This window comes from [Actinomadura] parvosata subsp. kistnae (assembly GCF_900323885.1).
In the GTDB taxonomy this organism is placed as follows: Bacteria; Actinomycetota; Actinomycetes; order Streptosporangiales; family Streptosporangiaceae; genus Nonomuraea; species Nonomuraea composti.
In genome coordinates this window covers 145901-172109 of the sequence record NZ_OOHJ01000030.1, presented here as the reverse complement: position 1 = coordinate 172109, position 26209 = coordinate 145901, and the positions used below count along the sequence as shown (strand labels likewise).

25 protein-coding genes and 2 pseudogenes are annotated in these 26209 nt (G+C 69.7%); 15 read left to right on the top strand and 12 right to left on the bottom strand.

What is annotated here, in order from left to right; translation table 11 throughout:
• Positions 1-32: 32 nt before the first annotated feature.
• The 7 genes from KIS93_RS56575 to KIS93_RS56550 form a co-directional block, all read right to left on the bottom strand.
• Positions 33-1820 (bottom strand): PDDEXK family nuclease, encoded by a 1788-nt coding sequence (locus tag KIS93_RS56575; RefSeq protein WP_186405046.1) that lies wholly within the window; start codon positions 1818-1820, stop codon positions 33-35.
• A gap of 54 nt (positions 1821-1874) precedes the next feature.
• Entirely contained in the window at positions 1875-2279 is a 405-nt protein-coding gene (locus KIS93_RS56570) for an arsenate reductase ArsC (protein WP_080039359.1), read from the bottom strand.
• A gap of 15 nt (positions 2280-2294) precedes the next feature.
• On the bottom strand, positions 2295-2420 hold the full coding sequence (locus KIS93_RS68070; RefSeq protein WP_268966966.1) for a hypothetical protein: 126 nt from the start codon (positions 2418-2420) through the stop codon (positions 2295-2297).
• 83 nt (positions 2421-2503) lie between these two features.
• On the bottom strand, positions 2504-3583 hold the full coding sequence (arsB, locus tag KIS93_RS56565; protein WP_080039358.1) for an ACR3 family arsenite efflux transporter: 1080 nt from the start codon (positions 3581-3583) through the stop codon (positions 2504-2506).
• On the bottom strand, positions 3583-3975 hold the full coding sequence (locus tag KIS93_RS56560) for an ArsR/SmtB family transcription factor (RefSeq protein ID WP_080039357.1): 393 nt from the start codon (positions 3973-3975) through the stop codon (positions 3583-3585). Before KIS93_RS56560 ends, arsB begins: the two co-directional genes overlap by 1 nt.
• Positions 3976-4263: 288 nt before the next feature.
• A complete protein-coding gene (locus KIS93_RS56555; RefSeq protein ID WP_080039356.1) occupies positions 4264-5493 on the bottom strand; it encodes a GNAT family N-acetyltransferase in 1230 nt (409 codons plus the stop codon).
• A gap of 12 nt (positions 5494-5505) precedes the next feature.
• Complete coding sequence (locus KIS93_RS56550) at positions 5506-5841, bottom strand: ArsR/SmtB family transcription factor (RefSeq protein ID WP_080039355.1); 336 nt, start codon at positions 5839-5841, stop codon at positions 5506-5508.
• Between the two features lie 221 nt (positions 5842-6062).
• Between KIS93_RS56550 and KIS93_RS56545 the strand changes: the two genes are divergently transcribed.
• The 10 genes from KIS93_RS56545 (at position 6063) to KIS93_RS56500 (ending at position 12794) form a co-directional block, all read left to right on the top strand.
• Complete coding sequence (locus KIS93_RS56545) at positions 6063-6395, top strand: hypothetical protein (RefSeq protein ID WP_329607737.1); 333 nt, start codon at positions 6063-6065, stop codon at positions 6393-6395.
• The gene (locus KIS93_RS56540) at positions 6392-6928 is read left to right on the top strand and encodes a DUF6879 family protein (RefSeq protein ID WP_080039354.1); all 537 of its coding nucleotides are present in this window, start codon (positions 6392-6394) and stop codon (positions 6926-6928) included. The genes KIS93_RS56545 and KIS93_RS56540 overlap by 4 nt, the downstream gene beginning before the upstream one ends.
• 10 nt (positions 6929-6938) lie before the next feature.
• Complete coding sequence (locus KIS93_RS56535; RefSeq protein WP_230466232.1) at positions 6939-7811, top strand: helix-turn-helix domain-containing protein; 873 nt, start codon at positions 6939-6941, stop codon at positions 7809-7811.
• A 128-nt stretch (positions 7812-7939) separates the two neighbouring features.
• Positions 7940-9106, top strand: coding sequence for a radical SAM protein (locus KIS93_RS56530; RefSeq protein ID WP_080039352.1), 1167 nt, complete (start codon positions 7940-7942; stop codon positions 9104-9106).
• Complete coding sequence (locus KIS93_RS56525; RefSeq protein ID WP_080039351.1) at positions 9099-9704, top strand: 3'-5' exonuclease; 606 nt, start codon at positions 9099-9101, stop codon at positions 9702-9704. The genes KIS93_RS56530 and KIS93_RS56525 overlap by 8 nt, the downstream gene beginning before the upstream one ends.
• Before the next feature lie 19 nt (positions 9705-9723).
• Positions 9724-10344: a dTMP kinase gene (gene tmk / locus KIS93_RS56520; RefSeq protein ID WP_230466499.1), complete on the top strand. Its 621-nt coding sequence runs from the start codon at positions 9724-9726 to the stop codon at positions 10342-10344.
• Positions 10338-11225: an SAM-dependent methyltransferase gene (locus KIS93_RS56515; protein WP_080039349.1), complete on the top strand. Its 888-nt coding sequence runs from the start codon at positions 10338-10340 to the stop codon at positions 11223-11225. The genes tmk and KIS93_RS56515 overlap by 7 nt, the downstream gene beginning before the upstream one ends.
• Before the next feature lie 40 nt (positions 11226-11265).
• Positions 11266-11553 (top strand): hypothetical protein, encoded by a 288-nt coding sequence (locus tag KIS93_RS56510; RefSeq protein ID WP_080039348.1) that lies wholly within the window; start codon positions 11266-11268, stop codon positions 11551-11553.
• Positions 11554-11923: 370 nt separating this feature from the next.
• Positions 11924-12130 carry a hypothetical protein gene (locus tag KIS93_RS56505; protein ID WP_155127579.1) on the top strand — a complete coding sequence of 69 codons (207 nt, stop codon included), beginning with the start codon at positions 11924-11926 and terminating at the stop codon, positions 12128-12130.
• Positions 12131-12200: 70 nt separating this feature from the next.
• Positions 12201-12794 (top strand): class I SAM-dependent methyltransferase, encoded by a 594-nt coding sequence (locus KIS93_RS56500; protein ID WP_222108065.1) that lies wholly within the window; start codon positions 12201-12203, stop codon positions 12792-12794.
• Between the two features lie 320 nt (positions 12795-13114).
• On the opposite strand, the gene KIS93_RS56495 is transcribed toward KIS93_RS56500, so the two are convergent.
• Entirely contained in the window at positions 13115-13612 is a 498-nt protein-coding gene (locus tag KIS93_RS56495; protein WP_080039346.1) for an HAD domain-containing protein, read from the bottom strand.
• Positions 13609-14070 (bottom strand): annotated as a pseudogene (locus KIS93_RS56490) (transposase); the annotation flags it as partial. The gene KIS93_RS56495 and the pseudogene KIS93_RS56490, both read right to left, overlap by 4 nt.
• Before the next feature lie 296 nt (positions 14071-14366).
• On the opposite strand from KIS93_RS56490, the gene KIS93_RS56485 reads away from it, so the two are divergent.
• The 5 genes from KIS93_RS56485 to KIS93_RS56465 all read left to right on the top strand — a co-directional run bounded on the left by KIS93_RS56485 (position 14367) and on the right by KIS93_RS56465 (position 22511).
• Positions 14367-15341, top strand: a complete 975-nt coding sequence (locus KIS93_RS56485) for an Acg family FMN-binding oxidoreductase (protein ID WP_080039345.1) — start codon at positions 14367-14369, stop codon at positions 15339-15341.
• Positions 15334-16749 carry a nitronate monooxygenase gene (locus KIS93_RS56480; RefSeq protein ID WP_222108064.1) on the top strand — a complete coding sequence of 472 codons (1416 nt, stop codon included), beginning with the start codon at positions 15334-15336 and terminating at the stop codon, positions 16747-16749. The genes KIS93_RS56485 and KIS93_RS56480 overlap by 8 nt, the downstream gene beginning before the upstream one ends.
• Before the next feature lie 224 nt (positions 16750-16973).
• Positions 16974-18197, top strand: coding sequence for an MFS transporter (locus KIS93_RS56475; protein ID WP_080039344.1), 1224 nt, complete (start codon positions 16974-16976; stop codon positions 18195-18197).
• Positions 18198-18450: 253 nt separating this feature from the next.
• Complete coding sequence (locus KIS93_RS56470; protein ID WP_246005525.1) at positions 18451-22077, top strand: multicopper oxidase domain-containing protein; 3627 nt, start codon at positions 18451-18453, stop codon at positions 22075-22077.
• The gene (locus KIS93_RS56465) at positions 22074-22511 is read left to right on the top strand and encodes a hypothetical protein (RefSeq protein WP_080039343.1); all 438 of its coding nucleotides are present in this window, start codon (positions 22074-22076) and stop codon (positions 22509-22511) included. Before KIS93_RS56470 ends, KIS93_RS56465 begins: the two co-directional genes overlap by 4 nt.
• A 644-nt stretch (positions 22512-23155) precedes the next feature.
• On the opposite strand, the gene KIS93_RS56460 is transcribed toward KIS93_RS56465, so the two are convergent.
• The 3 genes and pseudogenes from KIS93_RS56460 to KIS93_RS56445 all read right to left on the bottom strand — a co-directional run bounded on the left by KIS93_RS56460 (position 23156) and on the right by KIS93_RS56445 (position 26197).
• Positions 23156-23920: a DUF2249 domain-containing protein gene (locus KIS93_RS56460; RefSeq protein ID WP_186405045.1), complete on the bottom strand. Its 765-nt coding sequence runs from the start codon at positions 23918-23920 to the stop codon at positions 23156-23158.
• A gap of 23 nt (positions 23921-23943) precedes the next feature.
• Positions 23944-25382: pseudogene (gene cysK, locus KIS93_RS68060) on the bottom strand (cysteine synthase A).
• 407 nt (positions 25383-25789) lie between these two features.
• Positions 25790-26197 (bottom strand): hemerythrin domain-containing protein, encoded by a 408-nt coding sequence (locus KIS93_RS56445; RefSeq protein ID WP_080039339.1) that lies wholly within the window; start codon positions 26195-26197, stop codon positions 25790-25792.
• Positions 26198-26209 lie beyond the last annotated feature (12 nt).

The following is a 26209-nucleotide window of genomic DNA, read 5'->3' as shown; positions in this document are numbered from 1 at the left end:
GACGACGCACGAGGGCCCGCGTTCCGCGGGCGCTATCCGGTCGGCGGCGCGCCGCCTCGCGCGGCGAGAGCGGCGAGAGCCTCGGCGGCCGATACGACGGTGATCAATGCTCGGTCGGTGGAGCCAGGCAGCAGGCGGATGCTGTCGCCAGCCTGGGCTGCTGCCGCTTCTGCCGGATCAGCGATCCGCGCCGCCAGGTAGGTGACGCACTGGTACATGCCCAGAGGAATCTGGCGGCCGCCCACCCGCGCGTTCAGCTCGTGCAAGATGGCGACGGAGAACTCGCCCTCAGGCGGCGGGCCGGCGTTGGCGGGAATCGGGAAGTCCACCTGCGGCCACGTCGCGTCGATCTGACCGCCCTGCAGCAGGTGGGCCAGCTGGATGATCCCGGCAAGTTCTTCGTTGGAGGTGCTGCTGGGCGCGGGGATCACGATGCGCTGGTAACTGTGGGACTGGATCACCTGCAACGCCTCCAGGACGCGGAGCTGCCGGCGGGCGTGGAGCGCCAGGGAGGACGCCTCGGGCTGCCAGCGGGGCGAGTACGCGGGGCCGCCGCGCACGGCCAGCAGGAGGGTGGTGTCCGGTGCCAGGGCCGCGAGCAGGCGCATCGCCGGCAACACCTGGGCCGGGGTCTTGCCGACCAAATCGTCCAGATCCACCTGTAGGCGGAAGGTGTCGCGGTCACCGGCGTTGACCAGGAATTGCAGGTGCAGCAGGCCGCCCGGGTCCTGGCCGGCCAGCCAGATGCCGGGGCCGTCCACGCCGCGTGAGGCGCGCACCTGCACCAGATCCAGCGCGTGCAGCACGGTGCCGTCCGCAGCGACCAGGCGGACCTCCAGGTCAGGCCGATCACCGGCCGCACCGGCGGCGACCATGAAGCTCAGCCGGCCGGGGCCCGACTCATCCGGCAGGCCGGGCGGTCCCGAGCTGTGGGTGATCGTGCCGTCGATGTCGGCTAAGGGTGCGCCGTAGCGGAGGAATTCCTCCACCGCCTGCCGCTCGGCCGAGTCGACCGGCACCTGCAGCTCCAACGAGCCGGTGATCGGACGCAGGCTGAACGACTCCACCGCTCGCGCCACCAGGCGCATCACCAGGTAGTGCCGCTCGTTGAGCTGCAGGTAGCGCAAGAAGGCGGTGAGGTCGTCGCCGAGGACGTCCCCGTCCCAAGGCAGCTCGCTCACCCGCCCTTCGCGTACGTCGAACTCGTAGCGGTAGAACGGATCGACGTCGGTCAAGGCCGAGGCCAGGCCCTCATAGCGCTCGATCGCGGCTGTCAGCAGGCTCTCGGCCGGAACCTGGCCGGGATCGGGCATGTCTCGCCCGCCCTGTAACGCCTGCGCCATCAGGTGCTGGATCCGTTCGCCGCCGTCGCCGAAGTAGTACGCGATCAGCGCCGGGTGGTCGGCCGCCATGCCGTCGAGGTGATCGCGGTCCATCCAGCTGATGCGCAGCCCGCTGCCCGCGGTCAGCCGCTCCAACCACGCCAGCCGCTCATGGGTGGGATTCCACGGTGTGACCAGCGTCCAGGAGCGGACCGGCAACGTCGGCAGCGTCTCATCGACGAAGCGCTGCCAGGAGTTCTCCACGTCGGTGACCTGCCGGGAGGTCAGCGGCCGGCAGAAGCGTTTGACCTGGTAAATGTCGTAGCCATCCGGGTTGGCGATCCGAATGTCGACGCCGCGGTCCCCGCGTGAGGGAGTGATCCGGTTACCGTGCGGATGCCGCAGCAGCAGCATCGCCGCGACGAACTCCTCCACCGTCTCGCCCGGCAAGCGCTCCCAATTCACCAGCGTCATACAGCACAGCAAACCACCCAGCACCGACAGTCATCTCTGGCCCGGACATGACGCGGGCCCCGCCATCACGGCGGAGGATCAGTCCGACACAAGTTCCGCCAGTAGCTTCTCGATCCGGCGGCGGATGTCATCGCGGATCGGCCGGACGGCTTCGATGTCCTGCCCGGCCGGGTCGTCGAGCTTCCAGTCCTCGTAGCGCTTGCCGGGGAAGATCGGGCAGGCGTCCCCGCAGCCCATCGTGATCACCACGTCAGATGCCTGGACGGCGTCGGACGTGAGGATCTTGGGCTGTTCAGCGGTGATGTCGATGCCGACCTCGCGCATCGCCTCGACGGCGACCGGGTTGACCTGGTCGGCGGGCGCCGATCCGGCCGAGCGGACCTCGATGCGGCCTGCGGCCAGGTGGGTGAGCCATCCGGCGGCCATCTGGGAGCGTCCGGCGTTGTGCACGCACACGAACAGCACGCTGGGCTTCTCAGCCATGGGACAAACCTTTCTTCAGGGTGAGGGCGACGGGGGCGGCGCGGGCGGCAGCGTGGCGGCGGAGACGGCGCCGAAGGCGGCACCGCACAGCAGGGCGATCAGAATGTTGTCCACGAACAGGTAGACCAGCGCGGTCCACACGACGGCGGCCAGGACGCCCCAGGCGATGCGATGCCGCGCCGCCCAGCTCCATACTCCATCAGCACCTTCACCGCACCGGCTCCTTACGTGCTTGCGCCGAACAGGCGGCGGCCGGCCAGGCTGACGTAGACCAGGGCGACCAGGACGGGGACTTCGATGAGCGGGCCGACCACGCCGGCCAGGGCCTGGCCGGAGGTGACGCCGAACACGCCGACCGCCACGGCGATGGCCAGCTCGAAGTTGTTGCCGGCGGCGGTGAAGGCGAGCGTGGTGGTCTTGTCGTACGGCAGGCCGATCGCCCGGCCTGTGAGGAAGCCGCCGCCCCACATGAGGGCGAAGTAGGCCAGCAGCGGCAGGGCAATGCGGGCCACGTCGCCAGGCTGAGAGGTGATGGTGTGGCCTTGCAGGGCGAACAGGATGACGATGGTGAACAGCAGCCCGTACAGGGCGATCGGGCCGACGCGCGGCAGGAAGCGCTGCTCATACCAGGCTCGGCCCTTGGCGCGCTCTCCAAGCTTGCGCGAGGCGTAGCCCGCGAGCAGCGGGATGCCGAGGAAGACCAGCACGTAGAAGGCGATGTCCCAGGCGGAGACGTCCAGCGCGGCCTGCGGCAGGCCGAGCCAGCCGGGCAGCACCTGCAGGTAGAACCAGCCCAGCGCGCCGAAGGCGATCACCTGGAAGATGGAGTTGAGCGCGACCAGGACGGCGGCGGCCTCGCGGTGGCCGCAGGCCAGATCGTTCCAGATGAGGACCATGGCGATGCAGCGGGCCAGCCCGACGATGATCAGGCCGGTGCGGTACTCGGGCAGGTCCGGCAGGAGGATCCAGGCCAGCGCGAACATCAGCGCCGGGCCGAGTACCCAGTTGAGCAGCAGGGAGGAGAGGAGCAGGCGGCGGTCGCCGGTGACGGTGCCGAGGCGGTCGTAGCGGACCTTGGCCAGCACCGGGTACATCATCAGCAGCAGGCCGAGCGCGATCGGCAGCGAGATCTGCCCGATCTTGACGGCGTCCAGCGCGGCGCCCAGGCCGGGCACCAGACGGCCGAGCAGCAGCCCTGCGCCCATGGCCGCGATGATCCACACCGGCAGGAACCGATCCAGCACCGACAGAGCGCCGATCACGCCAGCCGGCGGCGCGGTGACCTGTGCCGGTTGAGCCGACATCACCGCGGCACCGCCGCTGCAGCGGTCGACAGGCTGGCGGGCCCGTCGGCGGTCCTGCCGGCGGGCAGGGTCAGCAGCGCCGACAGCTCGCCCAGCGTCTCGGGCACCAGCCGGTAGTACACCCAGGAAGCGCGCCGCTCGGAGGTCAGCAGCCCGACCTCCTTGAGCACCTTGAGGTGGTGGCTGATGGTTGGCTGGGACAGCTCGAAGGCGTCGGTGATGTCGCACACGCATACCTCGCCGCCGGCGCGGCTGGCCACGATCGACAGGATACGCAGCCGTACGGGGTCGCCCAGCGCCTTGAACACGCGCGCCACCCCGGCCGCCTGCTCGGCGTCTAGCGGTTCGCGGGTCAGCGGCGGGCTGCACTCCAAGATCTCCAGCAGTTCCATCCACTACCCTTCCGTATAGACATCCATCGAAATAGGTGCACGTCTATATTGACACACATCAAATCCATGGAGCCAGGGAGAAGATGGCTGAGGCCCCACCGACTTGCAGAGGGGCCTCAGTCTCAACGTGTGCGTACCGGTGTGCGTGTCGCCTCTCGGCGAAAGGCACAACGCGGCTCCAGCCGAACGGTAGTCCGCGAAGGCGATAGGTGAGGCCCGGGGACACTGGGCACACCGGTCACGGGATGTGTAACCACCTTGCGGCCATCCGTGTTCCCGGGCCGCAGCTCAGATTCCGGTCACGGCGCTGCGGCGCTCGATCAGCAGCACGTCCCGCCAGACGCCCCGGTGGCAGCCGAGGCGTTCGCGGGTGCCGACGACCCGGAACCCGAGCGCCTGGTGCAGGGCCAGGCTGGCGGTATTCTCGCCGAAGACGCCGGACTGGATCGTCCAGACGCTCGCGTCCTCGCTGGCGGCGATGAACGCGGTCAGCAGCGCCCGGCCGATGCCCTGGGCCTGGCAGCCTGGGTGAATGTAGATGCTGTGCTCGACCACCCCGGCGTACACGCACCGGGACGAGACCGCCGAGGCGGCCACCCAGCCCAGCACTCGTCCCGTGCCGGTGTCGCAGGCCACGTAACGCAACCCGGGTAGCCGGGCCGCGGTGAATGCCTCCCAGCTCGGGGTGGCGGTCTCGAAGCTGGCTTGGCCTGTGTCCAGCCCGGCCTGGTAGATGGCCAGCACCTGATCGGCGTCGTCTTCGCGCATCGGCCGGATCTCCACGCCAGGCCCGGCGACGGGCTTGGCGGCCTGAACAATTGCCGAGTGCACGCCGTCGCCGTGATCGGCGGTCAGCGTGATGCGCAGGCCAGTGAGGCCAGCCCCGGCCAGCAGCGCACGGTATTCGCTCGTCGACAGCGCCCCGGCCGCGCAGCCGATGCGCTGCTCGACCGCCGCCCTTCGGGCCTCGTCCGGCTCGCCGTCGACCACCACGTCGCTGACGCCGAACCGGCCGCCAGGCCGCAGCACCCGGAACACCTCGGCCAGCACCGCGGCCTTGTCACTGGACAGGTTGATCACGCAATTGGAGATCACCACGTCTATCGACCGATCCGGCAGCGGCACCCGCTCGATGGTGCCGTGCAGGAACTCCACGTTGCGTGCGCCGACCTGATCGGCATTACGCCGGGCCAGCTCCAGCATGTCCGCACTGGCGTCCACCCCGTACACCCAGCCCTCTGGTCCGACGCGTCGCGCCGACAGCAGCACGTCAATGCCACCGCCCGAGCCGAGGTCGAGCACCGTCTCCCCCGTACGCAGCTCAGCGATGGCCACCGGGTTGCCGCAACCCAGGCTGGCCCGCACGGCTCCATCGGGCAGCACGCCGAGCTCGTCATAATCGACCGCGCCGAAGCAACCCTGATCGAACGCGTCCTGCCCGCAGTCGGTGACGACCCGGCCGGCGCTCGCGGCACGGGCCAGAGCTGAGTAATGGTCGATGATCTCTTCGTGCGCCATAGCGACGCTCCTTCACTCGCACGTGGGCGCGGACGGCACGGGATTGCCCATGACCACGTCGGCGGCGGTCGGGAAACAACTCACGCAGTTCTCGTTGATCCGGTACAGGCTGGAGGTGCCCTGCCGCTCGACCAGCACGAATCGCACCTCGGCCAGGATCTTCAAATGGTGTGAGACGGTGGACTGCCCAACCCCGGACGCAGCCACGATCTCGCCCACGCTCATCGGTGCCCGCCGCCGCGCCAGCAGCGACACGATCTGGATCCGAGTGGCGTCGGCCAGGGCCCTGAACCAACTCGCGTACTCCTCCGCGTCCGCGCGCGGCAGAGGCACTTTCTCCTCGTTCATCGTAAATCGACGATATTCGATAAATGAAGCGAACGGAAGTCCATCGATCGCATGGAGAAGGCGTCGTACCGGGCAGGGCATCCTTGACGACCCGGCCGCAGTCTGAATTGTCCTTGGCTGACAGTCACTGTCCCGCACGCCAGTGGTTTGTAGGCAATCTGTGCTGACCCTGCATCCACCGCCTGTGGAAAGTGCGAGCTAGATCAAGCTGGTTGGGAGGCTTGACCATCACAACGAACCGGTGTCTTCTCGTGGAGAAACTTCCTGAAAGCTTCTCGAAGGAGCGGGACACGATGAGGGTCAAGTATCTGGGATCAGGGTCAGGAGAGGGCGGCTCTCCGACGCTCTTCGCCACCGATCGGGGCACCATCCTCGTCCAGGGCTACATCGTCACCGACCCTCAGGCCCTCTCCGACATCGGTGAGATCCCGGACGGCGAGACAGTGGTGGAGATCACGCGGGACATCCTCCGGTTCGCGGACGAGCCGCTGACCAACGACCCTCGGAACAACCGTCAGCGCGCCACCTCCACAGAAGGCCAGGAGGCGCTTTGACCCTGATCAGCGGGCCGGCGTTCGTAGACCTCTTCCGTACGTTCGCTCACACCGCCCGCAGGCTGGAGACCCGAGAGCGGTACGACTCGCCCAGTGAACGCGAACCGTTGCGTCGCTTCCTGGAGGGTGAGCCGGAAGACCTGGCCTGGTTCCAGAACTGGCTGGGCATCGTCGGCAAGGCAACCGAGGAAGGCAAGATCTTCCAGCGCGTCCGGGTCGTCTCGCTGCCGCTCAGCGACTACAGCAGGTTCGGGCTCGACCTCTCACGCCACACCGTGGCGGCCGGTGAGGACATCCGGTACCTCGACCGCAGTCAGGCCGCCGGCCTTCCGGAGCGGGACTTCTGGGTGTTCGACTCGTCCCGGGTCGCGCTGCTGCACTTCACGGACGACGACCAGCTCCTCGGCGCGGAGATCATCACCGATCCCGCCGTGGTCGTGGAGTGCGCCGCCGCGCTGGACGACGCCGTTCACCGTTCCTTCTCACGTGAAGAGTTCGTGGCACGACTGCCGGATGACTACAAGATCAGGTAAGAATCGGGGCGTGACCAGCGTCCATCAGGCCCGGCAAGCACTTGGGGCCAGGCTCCGCGAGCTGCGGAACGCCGCCGGCTTGACCGGCCGTCAGCTCGCGGAGCTACTCGCATGGCCGCACTCGAAGGTGTCGAAGCTGGAGACCGGCAGGCAGACGCCCAGCGACGCCGACATCGGTTCGTGGGCCGAGGCGACGGGCGCTACCGAGGAAGAGCGGCTCGCCTTACTGGCCTCGCTCCATACCCTCGAATCGCGTCACGCCGAGTGGCAGCGGGTCCTGCGGGGAGGCATGAGCCACCACCAGAACGAGTGGGGCGATGCCGAACGGCGTGCCGGCCTGCTGCGTGTCTTCGAGCCGGTCTACATCCCCGGGCTGCTGCAGACCGCGGAGTACGCCCGTGCGCGCATGGCCGAAGCGATCGCCATGCACAATCTGCCGAACGACATCGAGGAAGCCCTGCAGGCGCGCATGACGCGCCAGCAGATCCTTTACGACCCGGGCAAACGCTTCCAGTTCGTGGTCACCGAAGCCGCCCTGCGGTACCGGCTGTGTGCACCTGAAGTGATGGTGCCGCAGCTCGACCGGCTGGTGGCCGCTTCGACCCTGCCGAACGTCCGGCTCGGCGTCATCGGCTTCGGCACCGCCTATGTGACGGCCCCCAAGCATGGGTTCTGGATCTTCGACAACGACCTCGTCATGGTCGAGACGTTCACCGCCGAGCTCCATCTCGCCCAGCCGCCGGAGATCGAGCAGTACGCCCGGGTGTTCCGCTCTCTGGCCGGGATGGCGTCCTACGGACAAGCCGCCAGGGCCCTGATCACGAACGTCATGGAGGACCTGTCGCGGTTGTTGCCGGCCGACGAAACCGAGCCCGAGGAGTAGCGCCAAGTTTCTCGGCTTCTCGGATTCGGAGGGAGTTGCTGAAACTCCGAGAAACTTGCTAGGCCCTCTCGTCAGCCTCATGCCACGCTCACGGCGACACCTCAGCCCGTACCCGTGGGAGGCAGCTCATGAGCGCACGTTACGTCCCTCTGCTGCCTGCCGAGGCCGTGGCGGCGCTGCCCGAGCGCGCTCGTGACGTCGTCGAATACCGCAAGTCCGGGTTGTCCCTCAATCACATCCAGGGCTGCCCGCTCGGCTGCGCGTACTGCATCCGCCACACCTACGGGCTCTGGGACGCCCGTCTGCCTCAGGCCCTGATGAGCGACGCCGAGGCGGTCGAACAGCTCGTCAGCCACCGGTACTTCCGGCCGCACGACACCCCGCTGCAGGTCTTCAACCGGGCCACCGACCCGTTCCTGCCGGGCGTCCGCGAGCACCTGTTCGCCGTACTGGAGGACCTCGACAGCCGCGAACTCACCAACCACGTGCTCGTGATCACCCGTGCTCGCATGAATGCCAGCGATTGCGAGCGGCTGAACGCGCTACGGCACCTGAAGGTGACGCTGCTGTTCACGTACTCGGGGATCGGCGACAAGAGGATCGAGCCGCACCCCGCGCAGACCGTCGTGAACTCCATGCGGCTCGCCACGACCCACGCCGCGCGCCGGTACCGGACGATCTTCTACTGGCGGCCCTTGGTGCCCGGACTGAACGACACCACCGCTCATCTGGCGCGGGCCGCGGTTCTGTCCGGGTGGGCCGATGCCACGGTGTTCACCGGTCTGTTCTACCGGGACGAGATCGCGGACTATTACCGCGCCAACGGCCTGCCCGAGCCCTACCAGGAGACCGCCCGCCGCAAGATCGTCCCTGAGACGCTGGAGAGACGCATCCTCGCGCGCTTCGAGCGCCGGCCGTCCGGCGCGCCGCCGTTGTTCAGGAAGACCTCGTGCGCTGTCTCGTACGTCCACGGTCTGCCGGACTACAACGGCCACTACGGCATCTACGAGCTCTGCGACATCTGTCCGGCCGCTCAACTGAACATGTGTGCCCGAGCGCACCAGGTCCCCACCGCGGCCCAGCTCCACGAGGCCGCCGCCGGCCTGCCCGACGCGGCCCACATGCACGTCACCGAAGTCACGGAACGGGCGGCCCAGGTGGAGGGCCTCCCGTCCGAGCAGCCGCGGTACTACCTCCAGCACCGGCTCGCCTTCCAGATCCATGACGCCGCCCACCCGCATCACCAGCGGCGACACGGCCGAGCCGACCTCGGATGGGAGAGCGCGAATGGCTGACCAGAACGCCCCATGGACAGCGTTCCGCTACGCGGTCGCGGACGTCGAGGGTAACGGGCAGCGCCCTCCCGACCTGGTGGAGCTGGCCATCGTGCTGATCGACGACGGCGTCATCGGAGCTCCACTGACCTGGCTGGTCAAGCCACCCAGCCCCATCACTCCGCTGGCCCGCCGCATTCACGGCATCTCCAACGAGCAGGTGGCGTCTGCTCCGCCGGCCGCCGAATATGCCGCGGAGATCGGCGCCATCCTGGAGGACACCATCTTCGTGGCGCACAACGCCCACGTGGACCTCGGCGTGCTGACGCGGGAACTGCGCGGGTTCCAGCCCGCCATCGTCATCGACACGCTGAAGCTGGCCCGGCACAGGTTGCCCGGCCGGTCCTCGTACAAGCTGAGCTTGCTCGCCGAGGAGCTCAAGCTCGCCACGGACATGCCCGCCGGCTCGAAGCCGCACCGCGCGGCCTACGACGCTCTCGCCTGTGCCCGCCTGCTCGCTCATCTCGCTGACGGTGCGGAGCTGGCCGACCTCCTGAACGACGCGAAGACGACCTCTTGCGAAGGATCGCCCGATGACGCAGCTCCGACCCTTTTCTGACCATCGACGCGGCTTGTTCGTGAGCATCGACGGGCCCTCGGGCGCCGGGAAGTCGACCATCGTCGCCCACCTCTCCCAGCTTCTGGTGGCCGATGGCGAGCACGTTCACACCACCGCCGAACCGTCCAACGGCGTGCTCGGGAAGATTGCCCGCGAGATGACCGAGACCATCACCGGCCCCGCGCTGGCGTGTCTGTACGCCGCCGACCGTTACCACCACCTTGAGACCGAGATCCAGCCCCACCTGGACGCCGGCGAGGTCGTCCTCTGCGACAGGTACGTGCCTTCGGCCCTGGTCATGCAGCGGTTCGACGGAGTGGACCCGGTCTTCCTGTGGAGCGTGAACTCCCTTGCCGAACGCCCGGACTTAGCGGTGGTCCTGGAGGGCCCGCCCGAGCTGATCGCCGCACGGCTGGCGGAGCGCGGAGCGCACAACCGGTTCCAGCTGACTCCCCGATCCAGCCATGCTGAGGCGCACTTCTACCGGCAGGCGTGTGACCGGCTCATCCAGGCCGGATACGACGTCCTACGCGTCGATGTCGGCACGGATGCCCACCAGATCGCCGTCACGATCAGGAACAGGCTCAGGGCGTTCTTCGCCGTATCGGACGATCAACCACCGAAGACGGCCGCATGGTGACCATCTCCCCCTCTTCCCCGGAAACAGGCGAGATCCTCATGACCGACACCCCTCTCACGCCGCCACCCGGTGACAGCTTCAACCCGGCCAAGGCCGTTCCCGCCCGTACCTACGCCGCGCTGCGCGGAGCGGGCAAGGAGGCGTTCGCCCGTGACCGCGAAGCCGTGGACGAGCTCCGAAGGACGATCCACGAGAAGGTCGACGAGGTGGCCCAGGAGAACGCCGCCGCGTTGGTCCGGGTTGTCCGCCATCTCGCGGGCCGGGGCTACACCCAGTTCGCCGACTTGGGATGCGGCAAGCCCGTTCAAGGCATGGACGCTCTCGGCTTGCCGGACCTGTACGACGTCGCCGCCGGCGTGAATCCTGACGTGCGCTGGCTCGCCCTGGACTCCGACCAACTGGTTGTCACCACCTGCCGGGCACTACTGCGCGGACCCGGTATCAGCGTGGTGCAGCAGGACCTGCGTCAGAGCGCCAAGGTGCTCGACGCCATGGGCTCGCATCTCTGGCTGAGCAAGCCCGTCGTGGTCATCCTGGGCGCGGTGCTGCACTTCCTGACCGACGAAGAGTGCACCGACCTCAGGTTCGCCTTGCGCGCCCGTCTCGCGCCCCGGAGCCTGGTCGTTCTGACGCACGTGACCGGGGACGGCTTGGACCCGGCCAACGTCGAGCGAGGCCGAGCGGCCTACGAGAAGCTGCACGGCGGCGTCCCGATCTACGTTCGCAGCGAGTCCCAGGTCATGGGTCTCGTGCGGGACTTCTCCGTTCGGGACCCAGGCGTGGTCCGGACGATCGACTTCATGCCGGAGGAGGGCGAACGTGCTCCTCTGCGCGATGCCCCGCACTTCCTCATGGTGATGGCGGAACGCAAGGACAAATGACGGCGATATCCGGCACCACCCTGTACGGCAGGAGGATTCCATGTTGACCGGCAAGGCCGAACCCGCCGCGGAAGCAGCGAGGAGGCAGGTGGCGGAACTGCAGCGCCGTGCCCGGGGCTGGTTCTACCTCATGTACTCCCCTTACTGGCGCCGCCACATCGCCATTTACATGGGCGAATGCGATCACGGCATCATCCTCCAAGCGAACAGTCCGGACGAGCTCTGGCACCTCATGAACGGCGTGGCGCCGCCTGGCTGGCAGACAGAAGGGCTACCACACCTTTCTAGGAGAAGCGTGCTTCCCAGCCCTCAGAGGGGGCGCGGGTGATGAAACGAGACGTGGCCGAGCAGGCCGTCGGGGGTGTTAGGCCGCGTCTTGGCGCGGCCGGTCCAGGGCTACTCACGCCTGACCGACCGCGCACTCCGGCGCGGGTTTCGATAGAGCACGGTTGGAACCCCCGCCGCCTACAACTCGCAGTCCCACGGTGGAGCCCCTGGCCGCCGGGGGCTGCGAGCCCCAACTCTCAACCGCCATCGTTACTGCCCCTCCACGGTCCAAGACAGTCAGGCCAGGGCGGAGAGAGCAGACGATGGCGAATGCCGACCGACGGGAGTTGGTTGAAGACGACCCCGCGTTCACATGGGAGCCGTACAGGCCGAGCGGGGTGCTCCGGGTCACGCACACCTCGTGTTGCGGCATGTACGAGTTCGCCTCCGGAGGCGGCACCTTCTTCGTCCTGCGCCACGTCGGTGGTGCCCGCTACGAGGAGACCGGCAGAGGCCGCTACCCCATCGCCCTCGCCGCCTACATCGCCCTGGTCAAACAGCATCATGCCGACCATCGCGGCCGAGGGGAACGCCCGGAGCCGGACACCTACCTCGCGCGAGAGGGACGGCGCGGCTAATCCCGCGGCGATCCCACAACCACCACGATCGACCAGTTGCCCATCACGACCACGAAGAGGGGATCAACCCGTGACCACCGACAACGACGCCCAGAAGGCCGCCACGCTGCGCAACGACATGGCGACCGCCGTGGCCGCCACCTGCGCCGAATGGGGCTTCCCGCTCCCGGTGCGGGTCGAGGCCGCGCTCCGTATGGCTCCCCGCCACCTCTTCGCCCCCGAAGTGTCGCTGGAGGCCGCCTACGCGGTGGAGCCCGTGGAGGTGAAGCGCGACGAGCACGGCGTGCTCATCTCCACCATGTCTTCGCCCGACATCCAGGCCATGCAGCTCGTCCAGGCCGACATCCAGCCGGGGATGCGCGTGCTGGAGGTCGGATCAGGGGGATACTTCGCGTCGCTGCTGGCGGAGCTGGTGGGACCCACCGGCCACGTCACGACCATGGACATCGATCCTGAGGTGACCAGCAGGGCCGCCACCTGCCTGATCGCCACCGGGTACCCAGGCGTGCAGGTCGTCACCGGCGACGCCGAGTACGGCTGGAAGGCCAATGCCCCGTACGACCGCATCATGGTGCGCCACGAGGCGCCTTGTAACCGAGTGGAGGTGAAAGACCTTCACCGTTCGGTTGTCGCAGCGGCCGAAATGAAGCTGGAGGCAGTCTGAACCGGGAACGCCGGGGAGGACGGAAAGCAGCCCTGACAATGTCGGGACGGTCTAGAACTGCCAGATGGACCGGGTCCGGCTAGCGAAGTCAGAAGGTGTAACGGAAGTGAACCAGTGGTTAGAGTCTCGTAAGGGTCGTGCCATCTCCAATCTGGTGGATATGGGATGGTGTGCAGCGCGTGGCCCAGCGGTATTCGGGCCAACTCCAGGGCCTGCGGATGAGAAGGGCGAGGAGGCCATGTCGAAAGTCTGCGGCGTAGACATGGCGAGGCTGCCGGGGCAGAGAAATTGTCAAATCCTGTGGATCGCGGGTGATTGAATCACAGGACTCGAAGCCATTGATCGAGGACTGCGAAGTCTTCGTCGACGAGTCCTCGGAATGACTCCACGTGGTGAAGTAGTGCCTGACCGCTGTGGTGCGTGGAGACCCAGTCTCGATCGGCGTCGGTGATCTCGTCATCGACCCAGGCGAACGGGCGTCCAGCCCCCCAGGTCACCAGGGTCCGCGTCTTCCAGCAGAGCCTGAACCATTGGTCCTCGCGTTCATGCTCGCCGGATGGTTCCGGCCAGGTCACGACGGGCAGGCGTGGCAGCCCGATTCGGGGTGCTATGACGGCGTTCGCCTCCTCTTCCCAGGTGGTGGCCCAGACGAGATCGCAGGGCAGCGCCGCCAGCTGACGCCCCACCTCGGCGGTGAGCCGCGCCAAGGGCGATTCGGGTGTGGTGGCCAGCGGTTCACCATAAGGGTTCTCACCGAACGGGAGAAGCGGTCCGTCGACGTCGAGGAAGAGCAGTGGGCGTTCGGTGTGGCTGGTCATGCTGCGGTGACCTCGTCGCGTTCGACGAGGACGCCGCGTTCGAAGCGGGCTCCGGCACGCACCAGAGCAACCAGGTGGGGCGCGTTGACCGAGCGCCAGCGTTGTTGGGCGGACTCGATGAGTTTGAACGTCATCGCCAGGGCCGCCGCGCGGGAGCCGGCACCGCGGGTGACCTTGGTGCGCAGCCGGACGGTGGCGAAGGTCGACTCGATCGGATTGGTGGTGCGCAGGTGGATCCAGTGTTCGGCCGGGTAGTCGTAGAACGCCAGCAGCACGTCCGCATCGTCGACGATCTTCTTGACGGCCTTGGGAAACTTCGCGCCGTACTGCCGCTCGAATGTCTTGATGGCCTTGGCAGGCTGGTCTTTGTCCTCGGCGTTGTAGATGTCGGCGATCGCGGCCTTGGCCGCCGGCTGCGCCGGCTTCGGCAGGCAGTCCAACACATTCGCCGTTTTGTGGAGCCGTCAAGAAATAAGGCGTTGCTTTCCGATCTCGCAGAGCAACATGGTTCCGGAGTCGGTCAACAGTTGTCTTGGCGAAAACGGTCCATCGGACGCGCTCTGAAGGACTTTGGTCCCTGCTGTGACCACGGTGCAGCGCGAGATCTTGGGTCCATGTCCGTTCTTACCTCTGCGCTGGGTATGGCCCTATGACCCGAACCGGCGCGATCTCTGAGTCCGGTGTTCCCGGCGCTGGGCACTATGCCGTCCCGCAGTCCGCGGAAGGGGAGAAGCCCTTCGCCACGCGGGCCGGCGTGCGCAGACTCGTGCACGCCGCCGTCGCGGCGCCCTCAGTGCACAACACCCAGCCGTGGCGCTTCCGCCGTGTCGACGACGCCACCATGGACCTGTACGCCGACCTGGACCGGCTGCTGGCCGTCACCGATCCCATGGGGCGCGGTCTCGGCATCAGTTGCGGGGCGGCGCTGTTCAACCTGCGGCTGGCGATCCGCATGACGGGGCACGACCCCCAGGTGATGCCGCTGCCCGACCCCGGCGAACGGCCCGACCTGCTGGCCACCGTACGCGCCACCCCGGGTAGCCCGCCCGACCAGGACGAGCGGCTGCTGTACGGCATGATCCCGCACCGGCGTACCAACCGCTTCCCCTTCGACGACCGGCCGCTGCCGAGGAACGTCTTCCTCGACCTGGTCACCGCGGCCTACACGGAGGGCGCCACACTGATCCTGGTCAAGGGCAGGACGGCGCGGCGCGTCCTCGACCTGGTCGCCGTGGCCGAGGGCACGCTGACCGCAGAGGAGTCCTACCGTGCCGAGCTGGCCCGCTGGACCGGCTCGGAGGCGCGCTCCGACGGCGTACCCGAGCACGCCTTCGGTCCTCGCCCCAGAAACGGTGAGCTGCCCATGCGCGACTTCACCCTGGGCGGCGCGCAGGCCGTCCGTGACCGTCTACCGGAACAGGCGGACTTCGAGCCGGATCCGCAGCTCGCGGCCTTGTTCACCATGGGTGACGGTCCGCTCGACTGGCTACGCGCCGGACAGGCGCTGCAGCGGGTGCTGCTCACCGCGACCGCACACGGTGTGGCCGCCTCGCTGTTCAGCCAGCCGCTCGATCTGCGGCCGCCGCCGCATCGTGGCGACCACGCCGGGCCGTTGGGTCACGTGCAGATGCTCGTCAGGTTCGGGTACGGCCCGCCGGTCCCGCGCGTGCCCCGCCGGCCCGTGTTCGAGGTTGTCGACCAGCGTACGCGGGAGGCCCGGCGTGGCTGAGCCGGTGCGGCCGGCCCTGATCCAGGGCGGGATGGGCGTGGGCGTCTCGGGCTGGCGGCTGGCCCAGGCGGTCGCCGCGACCGGGCAGCTGGGTGTGGTGTCAGGCACGGCGCTGGACGTCACGCTGGCCAGAAGGCTGCAGCGCGGCGACCCGGGCGGCCACCTGCGCCGCGCGCTGGCCTGCTTTCCTGTGCCCGAGATCGCCGAGCGGGTGCTCGGCCGCTATTTCGTGCCCGGCGGGACCGGCCGGGACGTGCCGTACCGGCCGGTGCCCCGGCTTGGGCTGCGGGCGAACCGGGCCCGTGACGAATTGGTGGTGGTGGCCAACTTCGCTGAGGTCTTCCTCGCCAAGGAGGGCCACGACGGGCCCGTCGGGGTGAACTACTTGGAGAAGATCCAGCTCGCCACCCCGGCCGCCGTGTACGGCGCGATGCTGGCCGGCGCCGACTATGTGCTGGTCGGCGCCGGCATCCCGGCGGAGATCCCGCGGCTGCTCGACGACCTGGCCGAGCACCGCCCCGCCCGGATCTCGGTGACGGTGACCGGTGGCGACGGGCACACGATAGGGGTCGACCCGGTACGGCTGCTCGGCCACCGCCTGACGCCGCTGGCGCGGCCCAGGTTGCTGGCGATCGTGTCGTCGCACGTGCTGGCCGCCTACCTGGCCCGCTCCCCGCTGACCAGGCCGGAGGGATTCGTGATCGAGACGCCGGCGGCGGGCGGGCACAGCGCGCCGCCCCGTGGCCGGATGACGCTCGACCTGGCGGGAGAGCCGGTGTACGGGCCGCGCGATGAGGCCGACCTGGGCAAGGTCGCGGCGCTCGGGCTGCCGTTCTGGCTGGCGGGCGGCTACGGCACGCCCGGCGGACTCGAGCGGGCGTGGGCGGCGGGTGCGGAGGGGATCCAGGTAGGGTCGGCGTTCGCGCTGTGCCGGGAGTCCGGGCTCGAACCCGGCCTGCGCAGACGCCTGCGCGAGCAGGCAGCGAGCGGCGCCCTCCAGATACGCAACGACCCGCGAGCCTCGCCCACCGGATTCCCGTTCAAGGTCGCCACCGTGGCGGGGACCCTGTCGGAGCAGGAGGTGTACGAGGCGCGCCCGCGGCTGTGCGATCTGGGTTACCTGCGCACGCCGTACCAAAAGGAGGACGGCTCGGTCGGCTACCGCTGCCCGGCCGAGCCGGTGGATACCTATGTACGCAAGGGCCGCCCGGCGGAGGAGGCGGAAGACCGCCGCTGCCTGTGCAACGGCCTGCTCGCTGCGATCAGACTCGGCCAGCACCGCTCCGACGGGTACGACGAGCCGCCGCTGCTCACGCTCGGCCAGGACGCGGCCTTCCTCGACGGCCTGCCGGATGACCACTCGGCCGCCGACGTGGTGGCCCACATCCTGCTGGGAGCGCGGGTATGACCGGGCGATCGTAGGTCGTCCAGCCGGCGCGGGAGACGTGCGCGTTCCGCATCAGCCCCCCTGCCTAGAGCGACCTCGCCCGGCACCGCTACGCGCCCTAAGTCCCCGAAGGTCGGGACCTTGGTCCATAGGCCGCCACAGGAGCTGTGAGCCGGGATGAGACGAGACACTTTCGCGGCACGCAGCCGCGGCCATCCATGAATCCACGATCACGTGAGGAAGACATGACGAACGCACCGGCCACCATCCATGGGCGCACACCCGCGCTGATGCTCGGCCTGGCGACCCTGGGCTTCGCGGTGAACTTCTGGGCGTGGGCGCTGCTCAGCCCGTTGGGGCCGCGTTTCAAAGAGCTGCTCGGGTTGTCGGCCGGGCAGCAGGCGCTGCTGGTCGCCGTACCCGTGATCGTCGGCTCGCTCGGCCGCATCCCGGTCGGCGCCTTGACCGACCGGTTCGGTGGACGGGTGATGTTCCCGATCATCTCCGCCGCCACCATCGTGCCCGTGCTGTTCATCGGCGTGGCCGGGCAGACCTCGCTGGCCGCGCTGCTGATCGGCGGGTTCTTCCTCGGCATCGGCGGGACCGTCTTCGCCGTTGGCGTGCCGTTCGTCAACGCCTGGTTCCCGCCGCACCGGCGCGGCCTCGCGGTCGGGGTCTTCGGCACCGGGATGGGCGGCACCGCGATCAGTGCGCTGACCACCGTCCCCCTGGTACGGACCGGCGGCGCGGCCACCCCGTTCGTCATCACCGCCGTCGTCCTGGCCGTGTACGCGGTGGTCGCGTGGCTGGTGCTGCGGGACGCCCCCGGCCGCAGCGTTGCGACCCAACCCCTGATGGAGCGCATGGCGGCCACGTTGAAATTGTCGATCACGTGGCAGGCGTGCGTGCTGTACGCGGTCGCGTTCGGCGGCTATGTCGCCTTCTCCGTCTACCTGCCCGCCTACCTGCAGACCGGCTACGGGCTCGAGCAGGCCGACGCCGCCAACCGCATGGCCGGGTTCGTGGTGCTGGCAGTCCTGGCCCGGCCACTCGGTGGCTGGCTGTCCGACCGCGTCGGCCCCGTCCCCGTGCTGACCGGCGTATTCGTCCTCATCGCCGTCATGGCCGGAGTGCAGGCGCTCACGCCCGGCCTGATGCCGATCGGCACGATCGCCTTCCTGACCATGGCCGCCGCGCTCGGCGCGGGCAGCGGCGCCACCTTCGCCCTCGTCGCCCAAGTCGCACCTTCCGACAAGGTCGGCACCGTGACCGGCCTGGTTGGCGCCGCAGGCGGCCTCGGCGGCTTCGTACCCCCGCTGGTGATGGGCTTCCTCTACGGGCAGCTCGGCTCCTACGGCCTCGGCCTGGCTCTGCTGGCCGTCACCGCCGCGCTCACCCTGGCCCTGACGGTGACCGTGATCCGCCCGGTGGCCGTCCATCGCAAGACCCAGCAGGTCGGCGCCCGCTGACCTGCTCGTTCGCCGGTGGTCCGGCCGCACCAAGGTATGCCCCGGTGCGGCCGGACCACTGACCTCATTCGCGCAACGGAGGGCGTAACAGACCGTGGCGACACCGCAGACTCCCAGCGCGCCGCCACAGGCAGCGCAACTTGGACACTCCGGTCAGCCGGGACGGGCCACCCGGCGAGTGGCCTGGACGCGATTGCCTCTGTTGGGGGGCGCGGCGGTCGCACTGGTCGCCGGAATCGTCGGCGGCCTCGCGATGCTGGTTGACGAGATTCCGGCACCAGGGTCGTTCATCGAGCAGCACGGGCCGCTGATGGCGCTTGGCTTCCTCGGCACATTGATCGCGCTCGAGCGCGCGGTGGCGCTGCGCCGCCCCTGGGGCTACGCGGCACCGGCGTTCGCCGCAACGGGTGCGGTGGCTCTTGCCGTCGGTGCCGAGCAGATGGGCCGCGTGGCACTGACCGCCGGTGGCGGCTGGCTGGTGGCCGTCTACCTGGCCCTGCTCGGTCGGCGACAGTCGCGTGAGCCGTACCTCCAGCTCGGCGGGGCGGTGGCGTGGCCAGTGGCCGGCGGGTTGTGGCTCACTGGGCGGCCGGTGCCGGAGCTGGTGGTCTGGTTCGCCGTGTTCTTGGTGCTGACGATCGCAGCCGAGCGGCTGGAGCTGGCGCACGTCGTGTTCCTGCGGCCCATCGCCTGGGCCGGCCTGCTGGCCGCTGCCGCGCTGGTGGGCGCGGGGGCCATGGTGTCGCTCTTCGCCCCGGTCGCGGGCGCGCGTACGGCCGGGGCCGGGATGGTCGTGGTCGCCGGGTGGCTCGGCTTTTACGACGTGGCGCGGCGGACCGTGCGCGGTGCCGGCCTCTCCCGGTACGCGGCCGTCTGCCTGCTGGCCGGGTACTGCTGGCTGGCGGTGGCCGGGGTGCTGTGGGCAGCCACCGGCTTGGCGACGGGCCGGTTCCTGTACGACGCCGCGCTTCACGCGCTCTTCCTCGGCTTCGTCATGTCGATGGTGTTCGGGCATGCTCCGGTGATCCTGCCTGCGCTGTTGCGCGTGCGGCTGCCGTACCGGCCCGTCCTTTACATGCCGCTGGTGGCGCTGCACGCGGCGGTGGCGGTGCGCGTGGCCGGGGATCTGGCCGCCGCCGAAGCCGTGCGCACCTTGGGTGGCGTGCTCGCGGCACTCGCTCTGCTGATGTTCGCCGGGTGCGCGATCGCGCGTTCCGGTCACGATAGGGAGGTGTCCGGAGTGGGTCCGGTCGATATCCGTATAGAAAGGGGCAAGCCGCCGCTCGATGCGCCGACGCCGCAGCGTCCCCGCGCCTCGTGGCACCTGCGAGCGAACGCGATCGTCGTCGGCTGGCTCGCCCTGACCGTCGTGGCGGCGCTGGCGGGCGACGTGCTGCCGGCGCCGCGCTGGCTGCTGATCCACGTGTTCCTGCTGGGCGCGGTCAGCACCGCCATCCTCATCTGGAGCGAGCACTTCACCGTGGCGCTGCTACGCGTCCGCACCCCGCCGCAGCGCGGCAGCCTGACCCGGCTCGGCCTGCTCAACGTGGCGACGGTGGCGGTGCTGGCCGGGGTGTCTGCGGGACCGTGGCAGGTGGCCGCCGTCGGGGCGGCGCTGGTGGTGGGAGTGGTCTTGTGGCACGCCGCCGTGCTCATAAGGCTGGTGCGGCAGGCGCTGCCCGGCCGGTTCGGGCACGTCATCGGCTGGTACGTGTGCGCCGCCGGAGCGCTCTCCGCCGGCGGCGTCCTGGGCGGGCTGCTCGCAGCGCACGTCGGGCACGGGGCGGTGCACGAGCGGTTGCATGCCGCGCACGCCGAGGTGAACCTGTTCGGCTGGGTCGGCCTGACCGTGCTCGGCACGCTGTTCACGCTGTGGCCCACGGTCCTGCGCACGCGCATGTCGGATGGGACCCGGCGGGCGTCGCGTGTGGGGCTGCGGCTGGCCGTGGCCGGGCTGGCGGTGGCCGTCGGCGGGTTGCTGGTGGACTGGCGGTGGGTGGCCCTGGCAGGGCTGGTGGCGTATGCGGCGGGAGGGCTGGCGGCGCTCGCGCCGCTGGCCGACGCCTTGCGGCGCAGGCGCCCGCACACCGGGGCCTCCTGGATGCTGGGGGCTGCCATCGTCTGGTTCGAGGTGACGGTGGCCGCCAACGTGGTGGTCATCGCCACGCGCCCCGCCGCCGAGGTCGCCGCGGCGCTGGAGCCGCTGCTGCCCCTGGTGCTCGTCGGATTCGTCGGTCAAGTGCTACTCGGCTCGCTGCTGCACCTGCTGCCCGCGGTGCTGGGCGGCGGCCCGGCCCGGTTCAAGGAGAACGCGGCGCTGCTGGAACGTGGCTGGCCGGTGCGGCTGGCGGCGCTCAACTTGGGCGTGCCGCTGCTGGCTCTGCCGGTGCCGCAACCTGTGACGTTGCTGGGCTGGGCGCTGGTGCTGGGCTCGGCCATGGCCTTCGTGGCCTTGGCAGTGACGGCTCTCAGCCGAGCCCGCCTGACCAGCACCGGGCCTGCGGTCGCCGCCGAGGAGGCCACGGGAGTGAAGGGCGGCAGGACGTGGCGGCAGTCGCTGCCGGCCCTCGCCGGGGTGGTCGTCGGCTGCCTGCTGACCGCTGCCGCGGTCGTCGTCGCCACGACCAGCGTGCCGGGTCCCTCCATGGTGGCCGCGACCGGTTCCCGGACGATCGAGGTGACGCTGTCCGGGATGAGCATCCGCCCTGCCGTGATCGAGGCGCCCGTGGGCACGGTCCTGACGCTGCGCGTCACCAACGCCGACGCCCAGCGGCACGACCTGCGCCTGGCGACCGGCGAACGTACCCCGATGCTCGCTTCCGGCCAGAGCGCCACGCTGAAGGCGGCGCCGCTGGGCGAGCCGGTGGACGGCTGGTGCACGGTGGCCGGGCACCGCGCGGCGGGCATGACCCTGCGCATCGTCCCGACAAGCACGGCCGCGGCTTCGCAACCCTCGTCGAGCACCGGTCACACCGGTCATGGCACGGCCACCGCCGGACCCACCCGTCTGGACCTGGCCGCTCCCATGTCACCGGGCTGGAAACCGTACGACGCGACCGTGAAGCCCGCCCCCGGCAGCACCGAACACCACGTCGAGATCCGCGCCGACGACACCGTCATCCAGGAGGTGGCGCCCGGGGTGCGGCAACGCGTGTGGACCTTCAACGGGACCATGCCGGGGCCGGTGCTACGTGGCAAGGTCGGCGACGTGTTCGTCGTGACGTTCGTCAACGGCGGCACCATGGGGCACGGCATCGACTTCCACGCCGGGGCGACCGCGCCGGACGGCCCGATGCGCACGATCCAGCCGGGGGAGCGGCTGACGTACCGGTTCCGCGCGGACTTCGCCGGAGCGTGGCTCTATCACTGCTCGACCATGCCGATGACCCAGCACATCGCCAACGGCATGTTCGGCGCCGTCATCATCGACCCGCCCGGCCTGCCGAAGGTCGACCGCGAGTACGTCCTGGTGCAGGGCGAGCTGTACCTGGGCGAGCCCGGCACCGATGCCCAGGTCGCCAAGATGCGGCAGGGCGGACCGGACGGCTGGATGTTCAACGGCACCGCCGCCGGGTACGACCACGCTCCGCTGCAGGCCAAGGCCGGAGAGCGCGTGCGCATCTGGGCCGTGGCCGCCGGCCCGAGTTCGGGCACCGCGCTGCACGTGGTGGGTGCGCCGTTCGACACGGTCTACAAGGAGGGCGCGTACATGCTGCGGACCGACGACCCCGGCGGGGCGCAGGTGCTCGACCTGGCTCCGGCCCAGGGCGGTTTCGCCGAGTTGGTCTTCCCGGAGGCGGGCACGTACCCGGTGGTGGACCACACGATGCGCCAGGCCGAGGCAGGCGCACACGGCCTGTTCAAGGTGAGCGCGCCATGACGTGGTGGTCGGTGGCGCGCTTCCTGCACGTGCTCGGGGCGGCGCTGTGGGTCGGCGGGCAGCTCACCGTGTCGCTGGTGGTGCTGCCTCTGGCCCGGCGCCTGCTGGACGAGCAGCGGCGAGGTCAGGTGCTGACCGCCGTGGGCCGCCGCTTCGGCCTGCTCACCGTCGCGGCGTTCCTACCGGTGCAGCTCGCCACTGGTGTGGCCATCGCCTGGCACAAGGGCGTCACCTGGACCTCGCTCGCCGAGCCCGGCTACGGCCGGATCCTGGCCGCCAAGCTGGCGCTCTTCTGCGCGGTCATGGCCGCGGCCGGAGCGCACGGCTGGGCCACCGGCGCGGGCCGTTCCCGGCTGGCCCGCGCGATGGCGGTGACGGCATTGGCGGGATCGCTCGGCGTCGTCCTGCTGGCCACTGCCTTGCCCGCGACCTGAACCAACAGTGTCAACAGGTCCTGAGGCAGCTTCGATGTCCTCGGCCAGGTGCTTCCACTCGATGCACGGCATGAAGATCGGCTCACCGTCCATCCGTTCGCTACGGGGACGGTGAGCCAGCGCGGGGTGTCGCCGCCTTTTCGGTTGCCCGAGTTCCGTCAGTGTGACGCAGACTCGCGAGCGTCTTCGGCTCCCTGTGTTTACATGAGTAAAATGGACATCAGCGTAGCCTCGTCGCGTCCCGGCCGAGGCCGGGACGCGATCCGGTGGAAGCCGGTGCCGCGTCCGTCCGGTGAGCCGGGCGGACCGTGGCTGAGAGCCGCGTTTCGGGGCCTGACTCTGCATTCCTGGATGGAGTGCGGCTCTTGGGCCACCGCCCCGCCGGACGCTGTCCCGTTGGTGCGGACACCGATGGGGGCGGGGACCGGGCGCCAGTCAGGCACCCGGCTGTGACTGAACATTACCGTCTGATTACGTTCAGTCGCAACCGGTTGGCTCAGAGAAACCACAGTTCTACGGGCAACCACAGGTTCGCATAGCGAGCGCCAGCAACACGCGGCCGCAGGTGACATGGCGCTCCGTCTCGGGATCGCTCCACTGGCCCGGCCCGCGGACAGGGTGCTTGGCCGCGTAACGACAGCTGGTCAGGGGCGGCCGATGCGGACCTTCCAGACCGCTGGGCCCGACTCGACGTAGTCCCAGGTGAAGCCGCCGGGGTACTCGGCGGCGAACTGGTAGTAGAGGGGCTTGGGATCGTGGTCGTTGACCAGGACGAACGCCGTTCCCGCAGCCAGCTCCCGGAAGGCGGCGAAGATCTGCTCGTGGCGCCGGGCCGGTGCCAGGCGACGAACATCGAGTTCGGCCACCGGGCTCGCGTGCCTGGTGGCCTCGGCCCCTGGGCCTCCGGCGGCACATCCGCAGCAAGGGGTGGCGCCCGGGTCGCCGAGGATCTCGTGTGCGTCGCCGAGCAGGGCCGCCAGATCGACGCCTTGGTCGGCGAGGGCCGGCAGCAGGACGTCGTTCTCCTTCTTCAGATGCGCCTGGAACAGGGCGTTGAGCGCGGACGACACGCTCACGATCTCGCCTGGGGTGGTTGCCACGGCCAGCTCGGTGGTCAGTGCGCGCAAGGTGGCGTGCTCGTCCCGCATCGCGCGAACCAGAAGCTCGGTGGCGGGGAGGTCGGCCGCGGCGGCGTACAGGGTCTGCTCCTCGACGGCGGCATGCGGAAGCACCTCGTCGGTGCAGAACACCGTCAGCACCGCTTGCCGGGCCGCCGGGGACGTCAGCCGGTCGATCGAGCGGGCGATGGTCACGGCGTGGTCGGACATCGTCCGGCCGAGCTGGTCGTGGTGGGCGCGGATTCGTCCCAGCACGGCAGCTTGGGTGCTCGCGTCTGCGTGGATGGTCATGAAAGGGATTCCTCCTGTCGTTTTCATTGCGTGAAGAGCGGGGTGCTGAGGTAGCGTTCGCCGGTGTCGGGAAGGAGCACCACGAGGAGCCGGCCGTCGTTCTCCGGGCGAGCGGCGACCGTGGACGCGGCGTGCACGGCCGCGCCTGCGGAGACGCCCGCGAGAATGCCTTCCGTGCGGGCCAGCCGCCGCGCCGCGTCCCGGGCCTGGTCCACGGTCACCCGCATCACCTCGTCGTAGACCCCGGTGTCCAGGACCTCCGGGACGAAGCCGGCGCCGATGCCCTGAATCCCGTGCGGCCCGGGGCCTCGCCCGACAGCACCGCTGACTCGGCGGGCTCGACGGCGATCACGCGTACGTGCGGCTTCTTGTCCCGCAGGAAGCGGCCCACGCCGGTGACGGTGCCGCCGGTGCCGACGCCGCAGACGAGCAGGTCGATCTCGCCGGCGGTGTCGTCCCAGATCTCCTGGGCGGTGGTGCGCAGGTGGATGTCGGGGTTGGCGGGGTTGGCGAACTGCTGGGGCATGAACCAGCCTTGCTCCGCGGCCAGCCGCTCCGCCTCCGTGATCGCGCCCTTCATGCCGAGTGCGGCGGGCGTCAGGACGAGCTCGGCGCCGTACGCGGCCAGCAGCGCCCGCCGTTCGGCGCTCATGCTCTCCGGCATGGTGAGCGTGAGCCGGTACCCTTTCGCGGCCGCCACCATGGCCAGGCCGATGCCGGTGTTGCCGCTGGTGGGCTCGATGATGCGGGCGCCGGGACGCAGCAGGCCGGCGTCCTCGGCGGCCTCGATCATGGCGTGGGCTATGCGGTCCTTGACGCTGCCGCCCGGGTTGGCGGACTCCAGTTTGGCGGCCAGGCGGGCGGGCAGTGCCGCGCCGAAGCGTGACAGGCTCACGAGCGGGGTCGCGCCGATGAGGGACAGGACGTTGGGGTGGATGGAGGGCACCGGTTCTCTCCTGATGGTGCTTGGGGTGACGGGTACGCGGGCGCCCGCGGGCACGTCGGCGAGCACGAGGGCGTGGGCGCCGATCGAGGCGTCGTCGCCGACGTGGACGCGGCCGAGGATCGAGGCGCCGACGCCGACGGTGACCCGGTCGCCGAGCACCGGGTGGCGGGGCGTTCCCTTGGCGTCGGAGTGGAAGCCGCGGCCGCTGAGAGTGACGTGGTGGTAGAGCGTGACGTCGTCGCCTACGACAGCGCTCTCGCCGATGACGACGCCCGCCCCATGGTCGATGAACAGCCGCCGCCCGATGCGGGCGCCCGGGTGGATCTCGATGCCGGTGAGGGCGCGGGCGAGCTGTGAGATCAGGCGAGGGAGGAACGGCACGCGGCGGCGGTGCAGCCGGTGGGTCAAGTGGTGACTCCATACCGCCCATACGCCCGGGTAGAGGATGGCTTCCAACTTGCGGTGGCCGTACAGGGCGGGGTCGCGGCGCGTGGCCGCGCGCAGGTCTTCGAGCATGAGGGTGAGGTCCGTCCGGGTCGTCGGTGACAAAGGCCGCTGTGAGCGGATCAGGCCGCGGGACAGCGCTCGTCGAAGACACGTCGGACGTGAAAGCCGGTCATGGGGGTCGCGAAGCCGGCGACCTGTGCCTGCGGGGTGAACGGGCGGCGGGTCCGGGGATGGGCTTTCACAAAGGTGACTCGCCGCCCGTCAGAGTGCAGGCCCGTCATGAACGCCACCGACCACCTGCCAGGCAGGCGGGAGATCAGGTGACGCACATCGGACATGACCGAAACGGTAGATCCGAAGCCGGGCCCGACGTCACGGCCACAGGTCACCTCCCCGGAGGGACTTTGGACCTGTCTTCCAGGGCCGTTCGGCCCTTAAGGAAGCCCGGCAGGGGATTGCTCGGGCGTGATGCGGTCTCAGGCCGCGAGCGGCAGCATGATGACGGCCGCGGGGAATAGCCCGTGTTCCTCGTGATCGATGTGCTGATGCAGCCGGTCCAAGGCCTTGAGAACGGCGGGCCAGTCGGGCGCCGCCCGGTCGATGGCCCCGAGCACCCCGTGGATGTCGGAGTGCTCGGCGCAGAGCCGCTCCACCTCGTCCGCGAGCGCCTCTTCGGCGCGCAGCTCGGCGAACAGCCCGCTCTCCTCAGTGGCCGTGTGCGGGACGAGGCGGGCGAGCAACCCATCCAGGAGGGTTCCGGCGTCGCCGTGCCGGCCGTCGCGGATGGCCCGGCGCAGCGCTCCCGCGCACTCCTCGATGTCCCAGTGCTCCTGGGACAGACGGCCGATCAGCGGGAACTCCCTGCAGCCGCAGTAGTTGCACATGGTGCGGTCCTT

What these genes read in the sequence shown, in the direction of transcription:
- KIS93_RS56530 (WP_080039352.1), top strand. Translation starts at nt 7,940, where the DNA reads ATGAGCGCACGTTACGTCCCTCTGCTGCCTGCCGAGGCCGTGGCGGCG.
- KIS93_RS56555 (WP_080039356.1), bottom strand. Translation starts at nt 5,493, where the DNA reads ATGGCGCACGAAGAGATCATCGACCATTACTCAGCTCTGGCCCGTGCC.
- KIS93_RS56560 (WP_080039357.1), bottom strand. Translation starts at nt 3,975, where the DNA reads ATGGAACTGCTGGAGATCTTGGAGTGCAGCCCGCCGCTGACCCGCGAA.
- KIS93_RS56550 (WP_080039355.1), bottom strand. Translation starts at nt 5,841, where the DNA reads ATGAACGAGGAGAAAGTGCCTCTGCCGCGCGCGGACGCGGAGGAGTAC.
- arsB (WP_080039358.1), bottom strand. Translation starts at nt 3,583, where the DNA reads ATGTCGGCTCAACCGGCACAGGTCACCGCGCCGCCGGCTGGCGTGATC.
- KIS93_RS56570 (WP_080039359.1), bottom strand. Translation starts at nt 2,279, where the DNA reads ATGGCTGAGAAGCCCAGCGTGCTGTTCGTGTGCGTGCACAACGCCGGA.
- KIS93_RS56475 (WP_080039344.1), top strand. Translation starts at nt 16,974, where the DNA reads ATGACGAACGCACCGGCCACCATCCATGGGCGCACACCCGCGCTGATG.
- KIS93_RS56495 (WP_080039346.1), bottom strand. Translation starts at nt 13,612, where the DNA reads ATGACCAGCCACACCGAACGCCCACTGCTCTTCCTCGACGTCGACGGA.
- KIS93_RS56505 (WP_155127579.1), top strand. Translation starts at nt 11,924, where the DNA reads ATGTACGAGTTCGCCTCCGGAGGCGGCACCTTCTTCGTCCTGCGCCAC.
- KIS93_RS56515 (WP_080039349.1), top strand. Translation starts at nt 10,338, where the DNA reads ATGGTGACCATCTCCCCCTCTTCCCCGGAAACAGGCGAGATCCTCATG.
- KIS93_RS56460 (WP_186405045.1), bottom strand. Translation starts at nt 23,920, where the DNA reads ATGACCATCCACGCAGACGCGAGCACCCAAGCTGCCGTGCTGGGACGA.
- KIS93_RS56445 (WP_080039339.1), bottom strand. Translation starts at nt 26,197, where the DNA reads ATGTGCAACTACTGCGGCTGCAGGGAGTTCCCGCTGATCGGCCGTCTG.
- KIS93_RS56510 (WP_080039348.1), top strand. Translation starts at nt 11,266, where the DNA reads ATGTTGACCGGCAAGGCCGAACCCGCCGCGGAAGCAGCGAGGAGGCAG.
- KIS93_RS56470 (WP_246005525.1), top strand. Translation starts at nt 18,451, where the DNA reads ATGCTGGTTGACGAGATTCCGGCACCAGGGTCGTTCATCGAGCAGCAC.
- KIS93_RS56525 (WP_080039351.1), top strand. Translation starts at nt 9,099, where the DNA reads ATGGCTGACCAGAACGCCCCATGGACAGCGTTCCGCTACGCGGTCGCG.
- KIS93_RS56465 (WP_080039343.1), top strand. Translation starts at nt 22,074, where the DNA reads ATGACGTGGTGGTCGGTGGCGCGCTTCCTGCACGTGCTCGGGGCGGCG.